Below are 14,521 nucleotides of genomic sequence, written 5' to 3'. Positions count from 1 at the left end.
CCGCCGCCGGAGGCGGGCTTGCGACGGCGCCTGCGGGCGCCGGGACGGTTGCCCGCCGCCTCGCGGTCCCCCGGACGGGGGGCCGCCGCCGGCGCCGGCACAGTCGTACGCCGGTCTTCGGCCGGAATCGAGAGGCGGGTGAGCTTCTCGATCGCCTTCAGAAGGGGCGTCTCGTCGGTCGTGCAGAGCGTGATGGCGATCCCCGCGGCACCCGCGCGGGCGGTGCGGCCGATCCGGTGGACGTAGGTCTCCGCGACCTCGGGCAGATCGTAGTTCACGACGTGGCTGACGCCGGCGACATCGATCCCGCGCGCGGCGATGTCGGTGGCGACGAGCGTGGTGACCTCGCCCCGCCGGAACGCCGAGAGCACGCGCTCGCGCTGCGGCTGCGACTTGTTGCCGTGGATCGCGGCAGCCGAGATCTCGGAATGCTCGAGGGCTCGGACGAGCTTGTCGGCGCCGTGCTTGGTCCGGGTGAAGACGAGGACGCGGCCCGGCCGCTCGGCCCTGAGGACCTCTGCGAGCACGTTCGGCTTCGCCGCCCGGTCGAGATGGATGACGCGCTGCTCGACGCGGTCGGCCGTCTTGGCGACGGGCGTGACGCTCACCCTTGCCGGGTCCGTCAGCATCTGCTCGGCGAGCTCAGCGATCGCGGGCGGCATGGTCGCCGAGAAGAACAGCGTCAGCCGGCTCTTCGGCAGCTCCGCGACGATCCTCCGGATATCCCGGAAGAAGCCGAGGTCGAGCATCTGGTCGGCCTCGTCGAGGACGAGCGTCTCGACGCGGTCGAGCCGGAGCGCACGCTCGCCGAAGAGGTCGAGCAGGCGCCCGGGCGTGGCGACGAGGACGTCGACGCCGCCGGCAAGCGCCCGCTTCTGCCGCCCGATCGGCACGCCGCCGATCGCGAGCGCCGTTGTGAGGCGCACATGCTTGCCGTAGCGGCGGAAGCTCTGCTCGATCTGGCCTGCGAGCTCGCGGGTCGGGCTGAGCACGAGCACGCGGCAGGCCGTCCGCTCGGGGCGCTTCGGCTCGGTCGCGAGCCGGTTGAGGATCGGCAGCGCGAAGGCCGCCGTCTTGCCGGTGCCCGTCTGCGCGATGCCGATCAGGTCGCGCCCGGAGAGGACGACCGGGATCGCCTGCGTCTGGATGGGCGTGGGGACCGCGTACTGCGCGTCCGACAGGGCGCGCTGAATGGGCTCGACGAGCCCGAAATCGCTAAAGGAGGTCAATGAGAGAATCCTATGGCGCCGGTACGGATGCGCAGAGCGCAGCCGGCGGACGCGGGAATGAGACATCCCGCGTGGCCAGGACTGTCCGAAATTCGAAGATGGATCGGACCGAGCTGCTGTGAAGCACCGTACACGCCGTCCGAGAGCTGCCCGAAACGGCGGCTCGATGGCGCCTAGTTAGGCTCGTTCGAAGCCGTTTTCAAGCCGCAGTGTAGTTCGGGGAGAGCGGAAGAAGCGCGTTGCCGGCGGGGGGAGCGCGCGCATAATCGCGCATATGTGGGGATTCGGCGAAGACGGACGGGACGCGGCACGCCCGTTCCTGGGGGTGACGCGCTCGGCGGCCGGGCGAGCATGGCGCTCGCGCCTCGACGGCAGGGCCGAGGGGCTCGCCTCGGCGATGGTGCAGCGCCACGGGCTTTCCGAGATCGTGGCCCGCGTGCTCGCCGGCCGCGGGGTGGAATGCGACCGGGCATCGGATTTCCTGGAGCCGTCCCTCCGGCGCGATTTGCCGGATCCCTCCTCGCTCGCCGACATGGACGCTGCCGCGTGCCGGCTCGCCGATGCGGTCCACCGCGCCGAGCCGGTCGCCATCTTCGGCGATTACGACGTCGACGGCGCAACCTCCTCCGCGCTCCTCGCCTCCCTGCTCGAGGGGCTGGGCTGCCCGGTGCGCATCTACGTTCCGGACCGCATCTTCGAGGGATACGGACCCAATCCGGCGGCGATCGAGACCCTGGTCTCGGAGGGGGCGGGCCTCATCGTCTGCGTCGACTGCGGATCGACGAGCACCGAATCGCTTGCCGTCGCGCGCCGGCTCGGGGCCGACGTCGTCGTGATCGATCATCACCAGGTCGGCGTCGAACTTCCGCCGGCGGTCGCGATCGTCAATCCCAACCGCCAGGACGACGTTTCGGGGCAGGGCCATCTCGCCGCCGTCGGCGTGACGTTCCTCGCCGCGGTCGCCACCGTCCGCGAGCTGCGGCGCCGCGGATTCTTCGCGGCGCGCCGCGAGCCGGACCTGCTGACCTTCCTCGACCTCGTCGCGCTCGGCACCGTCTGCGACATCGTCCCGCTCGTCGGCGTCAACCGCGCGCTCGTATCGAAGGGGCTGATCACGCTCCGCCACAATCTGCGGCCGGGCATCCGCGCGCTCGCCGAGGCGGCGCGTCTCAAGCGTCCGTCGGAAACCGGCCATCTCGGCTTCCTGCTCGGCCCCCGGATCAATGCCGGCGGGCGGATCGGCGATGCCGGCCTCGGGGCGCGGCTCCTGACCTGCCTCGACCCGGGCGAGGCGGCGGCGATCGCTGCGACGCTCGACCGCCTCAACGCCGAGCGCCAGGCGATCGAGGCGGAAGCGGTGGCAGAGGCCGTGGCGGAGGCCGAGGCGGAGATCGGAGCCGGCCCGGGCCCCGCGGTCCTGCTCGCGAGTTCGGAAAGCTGGCACCCGGGCGTCGTCGGCCTCGTGGCGGCGCGGCTCAAGGAGCGTTTCGAGCGACCGGCGGTCGCCGTCACCTTCGAGGGCGGGTCGGACCTCGGCACCGCTTCCGGGCGCTCGATCACCGGCGTCGATCTCGGGGCGGCGGTCCGTGCCGCGGTGGAAGCCGGGATCCTGGTGAAGGGCGGCGGCCATGCAATGGCGGCGGGCCTCACGGTCGCGCGGGAGCGGATGGCGGAACTGCGATCCTTTCTCGATGAGCGGCTCGGGGAGGCAACGACGGCGGCCCGCGCGGACCGGACCATGCTTCTCGACGGGGCTCTCACGGAGAGCGCCGCCACCGCGGCGCTCATCGACGCGCTCGAGCGGGCCGGCCCCTACGGCCCGGGCCATCCGGCGCCGGTCTTCGCCTTCCCGTCGCACCGGGTCGTCTATGCCGAGCGCGCCGGCGGCAACCATGTCCGCGCGCGGCTCTCGGCGGGCACCGGCGGCACGCTGAAGGCGATCGCCTTCCGATGCGCGGACGGGCCGGTCGGCCGGGCGCTGCTGGAGGGCCGCGGCAGGCCGCTCCACGTCGCCGGAACGCTCTGCCTCGACACCTGGCAGGGCGCGGCGACGCCGCAGCTCAGGATTCTCGACGCGGCCGTGCCGGGCGACCGGGTCTGACGGCGCGGGGAGGCGGCGCGGCAAACGCCGCCGGAATTCCGTCCGGCGCCCGCTCGACCGACCACCAGCGCTCGAGCTGGAGCCGGAAGCGCGGCCGCCTCGCGAACGAGCGGGCAAGCGCGAGGCACATGGCGAGCGGACGGCCCTCGTTGCGCGCCGCGGAGGCGATTTCGAGATCGACATAGGCGCGCAGCCGCCGGAGGACCTTGCTTCGGAGCGCCCGGGGGCACGCCGCCGCAGCCTTGGCGAGGATGATGGCCCCGGCCGCCTTCGTCGTCCCGACCCGGCTCCGACGTCCCGCGCTGACGACGGCGACCATTTCGCGGGCGACCACGAGGCGGCCGCCGAGGAGAGCGAAGCGCAGGAACCAGTCGCTGTCCTCGAGCCGCCGGAGCCGGGGATCGAACGGACCGACGATCTCGAACGCGAAACGCGGGAGGACCACCGTGGAGCCCGGCGAGAACCAGCATCCGCTCGCGAAGGCGAGCGGATCGGCGCTCTCCACCGGGACCAGGCGCTGCCCGGGTTCGCCATGCTCCGACTGCCGCTCCCAGCCGCCGGCGACGGCGAGCAGCCGTCTGCTCGCGACCGCATCGCCAAGGAGGGGGAGCTGTGCGGCGAGCTTGCCCGGCAGCCAGACATCGTCCGAATCGAGGAAGGCGACGATCTCGCCCCGCGCGAGCGCAACGCCGGCCTGGCGCGCGGCCGAGGCGCCGGAATTGACGCCGAGCCGGACGATGCGGAGCCGCGGATCCGCGACCCCGAGCCGCTCCTCGGTGAGCGGTTCGTCAGACGCGTCGTCGACGACGATCACCTCGAGCGGCGGCAGGCTCTGGGCGAGCGCGGAGCGAACCGCCTGCGCCGCGCCTTCGGGCCGGTTGTGAACCGGAACGACCACGCTGACGCCATGACCCGGCATGTCACCGCGCCTGCCGGGCGAGACGCGAGGCGCGGGCCGGCCGGTCGTCAGGCATGCGCGACCGACGCCATGTAGGCACCGAGCACATCCTGGGTCGGGCCGAGCATCCTGACGCAGCCCTTTTCGAGCCACAGCACCTTGTTCGCGATCTGGGAGAGGATCGCAAGGTTGTGCGACGCGAGGACGACGACCCTGGTCGTTCCCAGGAGTTCCTCGATCCGCTTCTGCGCCTTCTCGACGAAGCTCGCATCGCCGGCCCCGATCATCTCGTCCATGATGATCACGTCGGCATTGACCGACGTCGAGATGGCGAAGGCTAGGCGGAGGAACATGCCGGCCGAATAGGTCCGGATCGGAAGGTTCAGAAAGTCGCCGAGTTCCGTGAAGGCGCCGATCTCCGGCGCCTTGCGCCGAGCCTCGCGGAAGGTCAGCCCGAGAAAGACGGACCGGAAGACGATGTTGTCCCAGCCGTTCGCCTCGAGATCCATGCCGAGCGTGATGTCGGTCAGCGAGGAGACCGCTCCGTCGACGCGGGCGCTCCCGGAAGTCGGCGTGTAGACGCCCGACAGGACGCGCAGCAGCGAGGTCTTGCCCGCGCCGTTGTGGCCGACGATCCCGAGCCGGTCGCCGTCCTCAAGCTCGAGCGTGACGTCCCGGAGGGCCTCCACCACCAGCTTGTGGTCGTGCACGGCGATGTGGCCGCCGAGCGCCTTGTAGAGATGGATCTGGAGCGAGCGGGAGCCGCTGTTGAAGATCGGATATTCGAGGCTGACATTGGCCAGCGAGACGACGCTCATCGGCTCAGACCCAGAAGATGATGCGGTGGCGCAGCCTGCCGACCAGCAGGAAGGCGGCCGCGGCGGAGAGGAGCACCAAGGCGAGGAAGGCGGCGAGGTCGGCCGCCGTGATGGGCTGGCCCATCAGCGGCGCACGCAGGACCTGGATCACGATCGCGAACGGATTGATGCGCACGATCCACTGCAGCTCCGCCGGAAGCAGCTGCTGCTTCCAGAAGATCGGCGTGAAGAAGAACAGCGCCGTCATGAGCGTCGCCACGATCTGGATGACGTCGCGGAAGCGCACGCAGATGATCGCCACGATGAAGCAGGACGCGGACAGGAACACGCAGGTGAGCAGGAAGAGCAGCAGGAACGTCAGCACGCCGCTCATCGAGAACAGGCCGAAGAAGGCGATGATCGCGACGATGACCGTGGAATTGTAGATGAAGGACAGGATGTTCCGGTAGACGACGGAGGAGATGACGACGCCGTTGGGCGTGTACTGGTTCTGGAGCACCCAGGAATAGCTCTGGAAGGCCGAGGTCGATTCGAGCACCGAGGTGCTGAGGAACGTCCAGAGGATCTGCCCGATCGCGAGATGGGGGATCATCGTCTCGAGCGGCAGCTTGACGACCTGGGCCCAGAACGTGCCGAGGGCGAGGACGAAGACGGCGGTGGAGAGGGTCAGCCAGAACTGCCCGAGCCGCGAGCGCGCGTAGCGGCGCCGGAGTTCCGCCGAGCCCATCAGGTGGATCATGCGCCACCGCTCGGCCGTCGCGCGCAGTTCGCTGGTCGCGTTCCGCGAGATTTCGGAAAATTTCATGCAGTCCCATTCGGTACCCGGGCCGCCGAGGCGCCGCGAGGCCGTGCGTTCCGGACGCGGACCGGGCAAGCGGCACGTTCGATCCGCCCGGAGATCCCGTTCGCGCCGGGTCATATACCGGCGGCTCCCGCCACATCAAGCGCGGGCAAGCGGAGCGTGATCGTTGCCCGGCAAATCAAAGCGGCGCAGAGCGAAGCAAGAGAAGGCACTTGATCGGTTGATGGGCACCCGGTACCAAGGCCCGTCCTCGCCGGGAGCGGCACGTGGTTGGCAAATTCAGGAAGTTTCTGACCGGCGACATGCAGTCTTCAAGTCAACAATCCAGTGCCGAAGTGGAAGAGCTGACTTACCGGGGTGTCCGCTTCGAGTTTCCGGCGTCCGTGCTGACCGACCGGATGCGGCAAGCATTCAGCCACAATTTCTACGAGGTCGAGGAATCGGAAGAACTCCCCTACCTCCTGCAGGACGGCGAGGTGGTGCTCGAGCTCGGCGCCGGCGTGGGATTCATCTCCACGCTCTGCGCGAAGGATCCCCGCGTCTCGAAGGTGTTCGCGATCGAGGCCAATCCCGCGCTCATCCCGATCTGCCGGCGGACCTACGAACTGAACGACGTCTCGGTGACGATCTTCAACGAGATGGTGGGGCCGCAATCCGGCCACGCGACCTTCCACGTGCACAAGGACTTCTGGGCATCCTCGACGATGCCGGGCGAGGGGGCGACGCCGGTCGAGATCCCGGTCACCTCGTTCCAGCAGCGGCTGGACGAGATCCAGCCGACCATGCTGATCGTCGACATCGAGGGCGGCGAGGTCGACCTTTTCGACGGGGTGAACCTCGCCTGCGTCAGGAAGATCATGCTCGAGATCCATCAGTACGCGATCGGACGGCTCGGCGTGAAGAAGCTCTTCGACACGCTGAGCGCGCAGAACTTCCACTATGAACAATGGCATTCGCGGCGCGGCATCGTGACGTTCAGCGCCGTGGATCGCGATGTCCGCTGAATGGGGAGGCAGGGGACCGCGCCGCCTGACGGTCGCCGGCCCCGCCGCTTCCCGCAGCCGGTCCTGCCCGTGAGGTCACCATGAATCGCCTTGTGTTCGATGTCGGCATGTTCGACGGCGGCGACACGGCCCAGTATCTGAGGGATGGCTACGACGTCGTGGCCGTGGAGGCCAATCCGGAGATGGTCGGCGACGCCCGTGTCCTCTTCGCGAACGAGATCGCCAACGGACGGCTCAAGATCGTCAACGCAGCGATCGCCGAGGAGGGCGGAGAGCGCGAGTTCTGGATCTGCGACAGCCTGGGGGAATGGAGCTCGTTCGATCGCTCGATCGCCTCGCGCGGCGGCGCGGAGCATCACGCCATCACCGTCCCGTGCCGCACGTTCGGCTCGCTGATCGCGGAGTTCGGCGTGCCCTATTACGCGAAGATCGACATCGAGGGGCACGACCGCATCTGTCTTCAGCAGCTCACGCCGGCGACCGCTCCTCAGTTCATCTCGGTGGAGATGGAGCACGGCTCGGGCGACGTCGATCTGAGGCTGATGAAGGCGCTCGGCTACACGAAGTTCAAGATCGTGTGCCAGGCGCTCGACTGGATCGACTACAATCCGGCGACCGGCATTCTCTTCGAGCGCTATTTCGGCGGCAGGACCGGCCGCGCGGTCCGGAAGCTCCGCAGGATCATGAAGCATGCCGGGCTGAATCCCAGGGCGGACAAATACGGGCAGGGGACCTCGGGTCCTCCGGGGCCCGACACCGCAGGCACCTGGCGCAGCTTCGAGACCGTGCTGAAGCAATGGACGCGCCTCCACGAGACCGACAAGCGGAAAGGCGCCGAAGGGCTCGGCTGGTGGTTCGACATCCACGCGACCAAGTGACCGGCCGGACGGCGAAAGATGCGCATCCGGATGCGCTCGACCGCGGCCGCGGGCCGGGACCTGCGGCCATGACGGGCGCCCCGGCAAATGAACAACATGCCCTCAATGCGGCGGGAAGGTAGGATATGGCCGTCGTAGATGTGCTTCTTCCGGCGTACAACGCTGCCGGGACGATCCGGAGCGCGCTGCTCAGCCTCCAGCGGCAGAGCTTCGAATACTTCCGGGTCCTGATGATCGATGACGGCTCGACCGACGGCACGGCGGAGATCTTCCGCGAGACCGTCGGCGACGACCCGCGCTTCGTCCTCCTGTCGAAGGAGAACGGCGGGATCGTCGACGCCCTGAACTACGGTCTCGCGCACGTGACCGCGCCGCTGGTCGCCCGCATGGACGGCGACGACATTTCGACCCGCGATCGCTTCGCCCGCCAGGTCCGGTACCTGAACGACCACCCGCACGCGGTGGCGGTCGGCGGGGCGATCGGCTTCATCAAGGAAGACAACATCCGCTACGGCATCTGGGTCGTCGATCCGATCGACAAGGCGAACGCCTACCTGACGCCGGCAGTCGAGCCGTTCCTCCCGCATCCCTTCCTGATGGTCCGCACCGAGGCGCTGCGCGCCGTCGGCGGCTACCGGTACGTCTTCCATGCCGAGGACGCCGACCTCTATTGGCGGCTGGCGCGCCTCGGATGGATGGAGAACCTGCGCGAACCCGTCGTCGGCTGGTACCGGGTCCACCCGAACAGCATCTCCGGGAAGTCCCTCCGCGAGGGCCGGATCCAGGCCTTCTTCGGCTCGCTTTCCGGCGTCTCCGCGCAGCGGATCGAGCATGGCATGCCCGATCTCATCTTCGAGAAGGAGATGCTCGCCGAGGCGCGCAAGAAGGAGAGCATCGCGGAGCTGCTCGATCTCTTCCCCGCGCTCACCGCGGAGGAGCGGGACTACGTGAAGGCCGCCACCGTCTTCAAGCTCATCGAGTTCACCGGCTTCCGGCCCTACGAGGCGCAGCCCGAGGACATCCGCCTCGCGCTCGAAATGTTCTCGCGGCACACCTTCGAGAACGACGGCAACATGTACTACATCGTCTATCTCCTCAGGCGGGTCGCCTATTTCAGCCTGCGGCGGGGACGATGGAGCAACCTCGCCGAATATGTCCGGCGCCCGGAGCTGAGCGCCCGCCTGGCGCTCAAGCGCACCCGCGCAAAGGTGAAGCCGAAGGACCAGCAGCGGAAATGGGGCCCGTCGGAGCGGCTGCACCAGTCGCAATACCGGCGCTGGCGCGAGACGCTCTACTAGGGTCGGACCCGTTTCAGCCGGAAGGCCGCGTCCGGCGGCGGTCCGGCCGTCCGCCTGCGGGCGGTCCTTCCGTCAGCGCCCGGTAGAGCGCGAGCGTACGCTCCGTCACGATCTCGCTTGAGAACGCCGCGCGCGCCCGGCACGCGCTCGCCGCGCCCATGCTTATCCTGAGCTCGCCGTCTCGGATCAGGCGTTCGAGCGCAGCGGCGAGGGCCGCGGGCTCCCGCGGCGGCACGAGAAGGCCGTTCCGGCCGTCCTCCACGATGTCGCGGCAGCCCGGTACGAGCGTCGCCACGAGGGGCCGTCCCGAGGCCGCCGCCTCGACGAGGGAGAGCGGGACGCCTTCGCCACCGCGCGACGCGAGGACGGCGATGTCGGCCCGTTTCCAGAGCACACGGACATCGTCGAGATCGCCGAGCCATTCCACGCCGTCGTTCTTCATCCAGTCTCTGAGCCGGCGTTCGGAAATCGCTGTCGGATTTGAAGGATCGATACCGCCGGCGAGAACGAGGTCGTGCTCCACGCCGCGCGCGAGGAGAATGCGGCGGGCCTCGACGAGCTCTGGGATTCCCTTCATGGCGAGCATGCGGGCCGCGCAGGCTACCACCGGCCGGGGATTGTGTGGCGGCGGAAGCGCCGCGAAGCGGGCCATGTCCACGCCGGAGCCGGGATTGACGGCGGTCCGCTCCGGCGGAACCGCGAAGGCGCGGACGACGAAATTCCGGTCGTCCTCGTTCTCGAGGAGAACGACCGAGCGCTCGCGCCGGAGGGTCAGGCGGAAGATCGCAGCGAGAAGGCGGGCGAGCAGGCGCGCGCGGCGGCTTTCTGCCGCCGCGAAGGTATAGCCGAGGCCGGTGAAGGCGTTCACCATCGGCAGGTCCGGCGTGGCGAGCGCGGCGAGCGAGGCGGCAAGGACCGCCCGCATCGAGACGGCGTGCACGACGTCCGGTCCGGCCCGGCGGAAAATGCGGCGGAGCGCGAGCACCTCGGCGAGGAGTGCGCGCGGGTCGAGGCTCGCGCGCTTCCAGGCGATCGGTTCGATCCGGAATCCTTCCGCGCGAATGCTTTCGGTCAGTCCTGCGGGCGCGGTCGCAACGGTGACCGCCCAGCCGGCGTCGCGCGCCGCGCGCGCGAGCGCGAGGCGGTGTCCCCAGAAGTAGCGTTCGTCGGTGACGACGAGGAGAAGGTGCTTTCCGCTCACGCGTCCCCGCAGGGTGGGGCGGCCGTGCCTGAGCGCCCGCCGGCGCGTCGGGAGGTCCAGACGATCGCGCCGTGCTGCAGATAGGCCGCGAGGAGCCCCGTGCGCCATTGAAGAAGATCGCGCAGGAGAGATGCCGCCGCCTCGGCGGGCCGCCCGGCGCGGGCGAGGTGGAGCTCGTGGCGCACGGCCGCGAGCGCGAGCCGGCGGCGCAGGGACGGTTCCGCGCCGTCTCCCGCGCGAGCGAGAACGGCCCGGAAATAGCGGCCGCCGCGCATGCTGGTGCTGCCGCCATTGTCGGCGAGCCGGGTGGCGACGAGCCGGCGCAGCCGCCGGGCCGCATCGGGGGAGGAAGCGAGGAAGCGCTTTCGGAGCTCGGCCGCGCTCAGTTCGGTGTCGAGGCCGGCGCCCGCGAGATCGGACGTCGCGAGGGCATAGGCGAGGGCGGCAAGACGCGCCTGGCGGAAGCGCCTCGCCGTCGAGGCCTGGCTGCCGTGCCGGCGGTAGAGGAGCAGCGTGTCGGGCAAATTGTCGATCTGCGTGGCGTCCGCGAGCCTGAGCCACAGGTCGTAGTCTTCCGCCCCGTCGAAGGCCGGCCGATAGCCGCCGGCGGCGAGCAGGAGCTGCCGTCGCATCATGACGCTCGGATGGATGAGCGCGGAGCTGATGTCGAGAGCGCGGCGCACACGGCCGGGGCCGACCGGCACGTGCATGCGCCTCGTCGGGCGGCCCGCTTCGTCGATCGCCTGCGCCTGGGTGCCGAGGACGCCCAGGTCCGGATGTGCGGCGAGATGGGCGCATTGGCGGGCAACGCGCCCGGGAAGCGCGATGTCGTCGGCATCCATGCGCGCGACGAGCGGTGCCGAGGCCGCCGCGATGCCGCGGTTCAGGGCGCGCGAAATGCCACGCCCCTCGCCGGGGATCACGTGCATGTTGCCGTGCGAGGCGGCGAAGTCCGCGAGGATGGCGGAGCTGCCGTCCGACGATCCGTCGTCGACCGCGATCAGCTCGAACTTGACGCCCGTCTGCTCGAGGATGCTCCGCAGCGCAGGCGCCAGGAACGGCGCCGCGTTCCGGACCGGCATCACCACGCTGACCTCAGGCATGGCGCGGGCCGGCGGGTGTCGGATCCGGCCGCCCCAGGGTCCCGGGTCCGGCGTTCATTCCGCGCCCTCGCTTCGGCGCAGCGCGCGACGAATGCCTTCTTCGAGCGTGCAGGGCGGCGACCAGCCGGTCGAGCGCATCCGCGCCGTATCGACCTCGAGCGAACCGAGAATGCTTCCGGCCATCTCCTTCCGGCGGAGCACCGAGAGCCCGCCGCGCAGGAGCCGCGGGGGCACCGGCAGCAGGCGAGGGGACCTGCCCAGCGCCGAAGCGATCAGGGAGGCGAGGCGCGCCGTGGAGCATTGCTCGTCGTCCGCCAGGATGAAGGTCCCCGCCGGCTCCGGCCCGCGCAGCCGGTCGACGATGAAGCCGGCGAGATTGTCGATCCCGAGATAGGCCCTGCGATTGTCGACGCGCCCGAAGGGGAGCGGCAGGCGCAGTCCGACCGCGCGGGCGAGCAACGCGAAGTTTCCGGGCGCTGCGGGTCCATGGATGAGGGGAGGCCTCAGGATGAGGGCGCGCATGCCGGACCTCTCCGCGACGCGCCGGACCGCATCCTCGGCGAGCGCCTTGCTCTGCCCGTAGACCGTGACGGGATGCGGCTCGTCGCTCTCCCGGAACGGAATGCCATCCGTCTCCGCGCCGTTGACGGCGATCGAGCTCAGGAACACGAAGGTGCCAATTCCGCGCGAGGCGGCCGCCTCGGCGAGGCGCCGCGTGCCCTCCACGTTCACTTCGGCATAGAGCTCGCGATCCGCGTCCCGGGCCCTTGCCGGCCGATGGGCGAGGCCGGCCGCGTGCACGACCGCATGCACGCCCGCCAGCGCCTCGTTCCAGTCGGTCGCGCTTCCGATGGCGGAGATCCTGACCGTCTCGTCCGCGAATCCCTCCGCTCCCGGCCGGCGCACGGCGGCGCGCACGCGGAAGCGCGCTCCGCGAAGCGCGCCGGCGACGTTCCTCCCCACGAAGCCGGTGGCACCGGTCACGAGCACCGTCGGCCCGCCGGCCCCGCCCGTCTCGGACATCCCTCTCCTCCCGCTACGGCCACGCGCCGGCCGGCTGCACACGCGGAATGGTGGTCCATTCTTGACCTTCGGTCCCGCACTGTACACACCTAGCCGCCGACCGGAGCCGCCCTTGTCTCCTGCCATCCTGATCGCATCCGCCGCGCTCGCGTTCCTGGCGACAGCCGTCGCGGTACGGGCTGCGATCGGGTTCGCGCGCTCGCGCCTCCTCGATACCCCCAACGCGCGAAGCTCGCACAGCGCGCCGGTTCCGCGCGGCGGCGGAATCGGGTTCGTCCCGGTGATCCTTCTCGGATGGCTCGCCCTCTGGAGCGTCGGCGCGGGGAGCGGCGGACCGGCCGTTCTCGCCGGCGCGGCGCTGCTCGCGGCCGTCTCCGTGCTCGACGATTTCGGCCATGTCAGGGCGGCCGTCCGGCTCGCCGTCCAGGCCGCCGCCGTGGCGCTCGGCCTGTCCGCGCTGCCGGAAGGCGCCACAATCTTCGCCGGCCTGCTGCCGGTTCCGGCCGACCGCCTCGTCGCGGGCATCGCCTGGCTCTGGTTCGTCAACCTCTTCAACTTCATGGACGGGATCGACGGGCTTGCGGCAGGCGAGGCGGCGATGGTCGCGGCGGGCATCCTCGTGCTCGCGCTCGCCGCGCCGGCGCTTTCATGGCTGAGCGCGGATGCCGCCGTCGTCCTCGGGGCGGCGCTCGGCTTCCTGGTCTTCAACTGGCCGCCGGCGCGGATCTTCATGGGCGACGTCGGAAGCGCAACGCTCGGCTTCCTGCTCGGCTGGCTTCTGATCGCCGCCGCGGCGTCCGGCGCGCTCGCCTCCGCGATCATCCTGCCGCTCTATTTCGAGCTCGACGCGACGGCGACGCTGCTCGGGCGCATCCTGCGCCGGGAGAACATCGCCGCCGCACACCGCCTGCACGCCTACCAGCGGGCGGTCGACCGCGGTCTCACGCACAAGCGCGTGGCCGGGACCGTCCTCATCCTCGATGCCGCCCTCGCGGGCCTTGCCGTATCGGCGCTCCACCGCCCGGTCATCTCCCTCGCGGCGGCCGTCCTGCTGGCGGCGGGCGTCTACGCCCATCTTCTCGGGCTGCGCGGCGCGCGGTTCCGCGCTCAGCGGCCGTAATAGTCGACGTACCAGTCCACGAACCGCTTCACGCCCTCGCGTATCGGCGTGTCGGGGCGGAAGCCGACGGCCTCCCTGAGGTCGTCGACCGAGGCAAGCGTGCTGCGGACGTCGCCGGGCTGCATCGGCTTCAGTTCGACCGCGGCCTCGCGGCCGGTCGCCGCCTCGATCGCCCGCACGAAATCCCAGAGGCCGACGGCGCTGTCATTGCCGATGTTGTAGACGCGCCAGGGCGCGGCGCTGGTGGCCGGATCCGGGTCGACGGGGTTCCAGTGCGGGTCGGGCTGCGGCGGACGCGCGAGGATGCGCACGACCCCCTCGACGACGTCGTCCACATAGGTGAAGTCGCGGCTCATCTCGCCGAAATTGTAGAGCTCGATCGGCTCGCCCGCGAGAATGGCGCGGGTGAACTTGAAGGGCGCCATGTCCGGGCGTCCCCAGGGACCGTAGACCGTGAAGAAGCGCAGGCCGGTCGTCGGCAGCGCGTAGAGGTGGCTGTAGGTGTGCGCCATCAGCTCGTTGGCGCGCTTCGTCGCGGCATAGAGCGAGATCGGGTGCACGGATGGCGCGTGCTCGTCGAAGGGCTGGCGGGCCTGCGTGCCGTAGACGGAGCTCGACGAGGCGTAGACGAGATGGCCGACGCCGTTGTGGCGGCAGGCCTCGAGGATGCTGAGAAAGCCCTCGATGTTGGCCTTGGTATAGTCGAAGGGATGCGTGAGCGAGTGGCGGACGCCCGGCTGCGCGGCGAGGTGGACCACTTGCCCGATCGCCTCGTCGCGAACGAGCCCCGCGACGCGACCCGCGTCCGTGATGTCGAGCTCGTGGAAGGCGAAGTTCGGAAGCTCGGCGAGCTCGGCGAGCCGCGCCCGCTTCAGCGCCGGGTCGTAATAGGGCGTGAGATTGTCGATCCCGACGACGCGCGCGCCGTCGCGGCAGAGCCGGCGCGCGACATGGAAGCCGATGAACCCGGCCGCCCCGGTGACGAGGACCGCGCCGATGTCCGGATTGCGCCAGGCCGGCGCAGCGTCTTCGGCCATTCTTCGCCC

Annotated in this window: 13 protein-coding genes; 5 read left to right on the top strand and 8 right to left on the bottom strand. The window is 70.2% G+C overall.

The genetic code is table 11. The features are described 5' to 3' along the window. On the bottom strand, positions 1–1,229 hold a 1,229-nt coding region (locus E4O86_RS08495; protein WP_246206296.1), incomplete at its 3' end, for a DEAD/DEAH box helicase. Positions 1,230–1,503: 274 nt separating this feature from the next. On the opposite strand from E4O86_RS08495, the gene recJ reads away from it, so the two are divergent. Then, the gene (gene recJ, locus E4O86_RS08490; RefSeq protein WP_161140101.1) at positions 1,504–3,330 is read left to right on the top strand and encodes a single-stranded-DNA-specific exonuclease RecJ; all 1,827 of its coding nucleotides are present in this window, start codon (positions 1,504–1,506) and stop codon (positions 3,328–3,330) included. Here recJ and E4O86_RS08485 read toward each other — a convergent pair. Genes E4O86_RS08485 through E4O86_RS08475 form a run of 3 tightly spaced genes read right to left on the bottom strand, consistent with a single transcriptional unit; the run spans position 3,290 to position 5,851 of the window. Then, the gene (locus tag E4O86_RS08485; RefSeq protein ID WP_161140100.1) at positions 3,290–4,249 is read right to left on the bottom strand and encodes a glycosyltransferase family 2 protein; all 960 of its coding nucleotides are present in this window, start codon (positions 4,247–4,249) and stop codon (positions 3,290–3,292) included. The genes recJ and E4O86_RS08485 overlap by 41 nt on opposite strands. 47 nt (positions 4,250–4,296) lie before the next feature. After that, positions 4,297–5,046 carry an ABC transporter ATP-binding protein gene (locus E4O86_RS08480; RefSeq protein ID WP_161140099.1) on the bottom strand — a complete coding sequence of 250 codons (750 nt, stop codon included), beginning with the start codon at positions 5,044–5,046 and terminating at the stop codon, positions 4,297–4,299. A gap of 4 nt (positions 5,047–5,050) precedes the next feature. Continuing rightward, positions 5,051–5,851, bottom strand: coding sequence for an ABC transporter permease (locus E4O86_RS08475; protein ID WP_161140098.1), 801 nt, complete (start codon positions 5,849–5,851; stop codon positions 5,051–5,053). 332 nt (positions 5,852–6,183) lie between these two features. Between E4O86_RS08475 and E4O86_RS08470 the strand changes: the two genes are divergently transcribed. From E4O86_RS08470 to E4O86_RS08460, 3 genes are all read left to right on the top strand, one after another. Further along, on the top strand, positions 6,184–6,852 hold the full coding sequence (locus E4O86_RS08470; RefSeq protein WP_161140097.1) for an FkbM family methyltransferase: 669 nt from the start codon (positions 6,184–6,186) through the stop codon (positions 6,850–6,852). Positions 6,853–6,932: 80 nt separating this feature from the next. Then, entirely contained in the window at positions 6,933–7,730 is a 798-nt protein-coding gene (locus tag E4O86_RS08465; protein ID WP_161140096.1) for an FkbM family methyltransferase, read from the top strand. A gap of 125 nt (positions 7,731–7,855) precedes the next feature. Further along, on the top strand, positions 7,856–9,028 hold the full coding sequence (locus tag E4O86_RS08460) for a glycosyltransferase family 2 protein (RefSeq protein WP_161140095.1): 1,173 nt from the start codon (positions 7,856–7,858) through the stop codon (positions 9,026–9,028). A gap of 13 nt (positions 9,029–9,041) precedes the next feature. Here E4O86_RS08460 and E4O86_RS08455 read toward each other — a convergent pair whose 3' ends face one another. Genes E4O86_RS08455 through E4O86_RS08445 form a run of 3 tightly spaced genes read right to left on the bottom strand, consistent with a single transcriptional unit; the run spans position 9,042 to position 12,355 of the window. Next, positions 9,042–10,229 (bottom strand): glycosyltransferase, encoded by a 1,188-nt coding sequence (locus E4O86_RS08455; RefSeq protein WP_161140094.1) that lies wholly within the window; start codon positions 10,227–10,229, stop codon positions 9,042–9,044. Next, positions 10,226–11,332 (bottom strand): glycosyltransferase family 2 protein, encoded by a 1,107-nt coding sequence (locus E4O86_RS08450; RefSeq protein WP_161140093.1) that lies wholly within the window; start codon positions 11,330–11,332, stop codon positions 10,226–10,228. Before E4O86_RS08450 ends, E4O86_RS08455 begins: the two co-directional genes overlap by 4 nt. Before the next feature lie 54 nt (positions 11,333–11,386). Further along, entirely contained in the window at positions 11,387–12,355 is a 969-nt protein-coding gene (locus E4O86_RS08445) for an NAD-dependent epimerase/dehydratase family protein (RefSeq protein WP_161140092.1), read from the bottom strand. 112 nt (positions 12,356–12,467) lie between these two features. Here E4O86_RS08445 and E4O86_RS08440 point away from each other — a divergent pair, with 112 nt between their 5' ends. Continuing rightward, positions 12,468–13,475, top strand: coding sequence for an MraY family glycosyltransferase (locus E4O86_RS08440; RefSeq protein WP_161140091.1), 1,008 nt, complete (start codon positions 12,468–12,470; stop codon positions 13,473–13,475). On the opposite strand, the gene E4O86_RS08435 is transcribed toward E4O86_RS08440, so the two are convergent. Continuing rightward, on the bottom strand, positions 13,463–14,512 hold the full coding sequence (locus E4O86_RS08435; protein ID WP_161140090.1) for an NAD-dependent epimerase: 1,050 nt from the start codon (positions 14,510–14,512) through the stop codon (positions 13,463–13,465). The two genes, E4O86_RS08440 and E4O86_RS08435, sit on opposite strands and share 13 nt — an antisense overlap. Positions 14,513–14,521 lie beyond the last annotated feature (9 nt).

The organism is Propylenella binzhouense (assembly GCF_009866965.1).
GTDB lineage: Bacteria > Pseudomonadota > Alphaproteobacteria > Rhizobiales > Afifellaceae > Propylenella > Propylenella binzhouense.
This window is presented reverse-complemented; position numbering and strand designations above follow the sequence as displayed.

Excerpts from the sequence above, each read along its gene's own strand:
- E4O86_RS08460 (WP_161140095.1), top strand. The coding sequence starts at position 7,856 with ATGGCCGTCGTAGATGTGCTTCTTCCGGCGTACAACGCTGCCGGGACG.
- recJ (WP_161140101.1), top strand. The coding sequence starts at position 1,504 with ATGTGGGGATTCGGCGAAGACGGACGGGACGCGGCACGCCCGTTCCTG.
- E4O86_RS08475 (WP_161140098.1), bottom strand. The coding sequence starts at position 5,851 with ATGAAATTTTCCGAAATCTCGCGGAACGCGACCAGCGAACTGCGCGCG.
- E4O86_RS08465 (WP_161140096.1), top strand. The coding sequence starts at position 6,933 with ATGAATCGCCTTGTGTTCGATGTCGGCATGTTCGACGGCGGCGACACG.
- E4O86_RS08480 (WP_161140099.1), bottom strand. The coding sequence starts at position 5,046 with ATGAGCGTCGTCTCGCTGGCCAATGTCAGCCTCGAATATCCGATCTTC.
- E4O86_RS08485 (WP_161140100.1), bottom strand. The coding sequence starts at position 4,249 with ATGCCGGGTCATGGCGTCAGCGTGGTCGTTCCGGTTCACAACCGGCCC.
- E4O86_RS08435 (WP_161140090.1), bottom strand. The coding sequence starts at position 14,512 with ATGGCCGAAGACGCTGCGCCGGCCTGGCGCAATCCGGACATCGGCGCG.
- E4O86_RS08450 (WP_161140093.1), bottom strand. The coding sequence starts at position 11,332 with ATGCCTGAGGTCAGCGTGGTGATGCCGGTCCGGAACGCGGCGCCGTTC.
- E4O86_RS08445 (WP_161140092.1), bottom strand. The coding sequence starts at position 12,355 with ATGTCCGAGACGGGCGGGGCCGGCGGGCCGACGGTGCTCGTGACCGGT.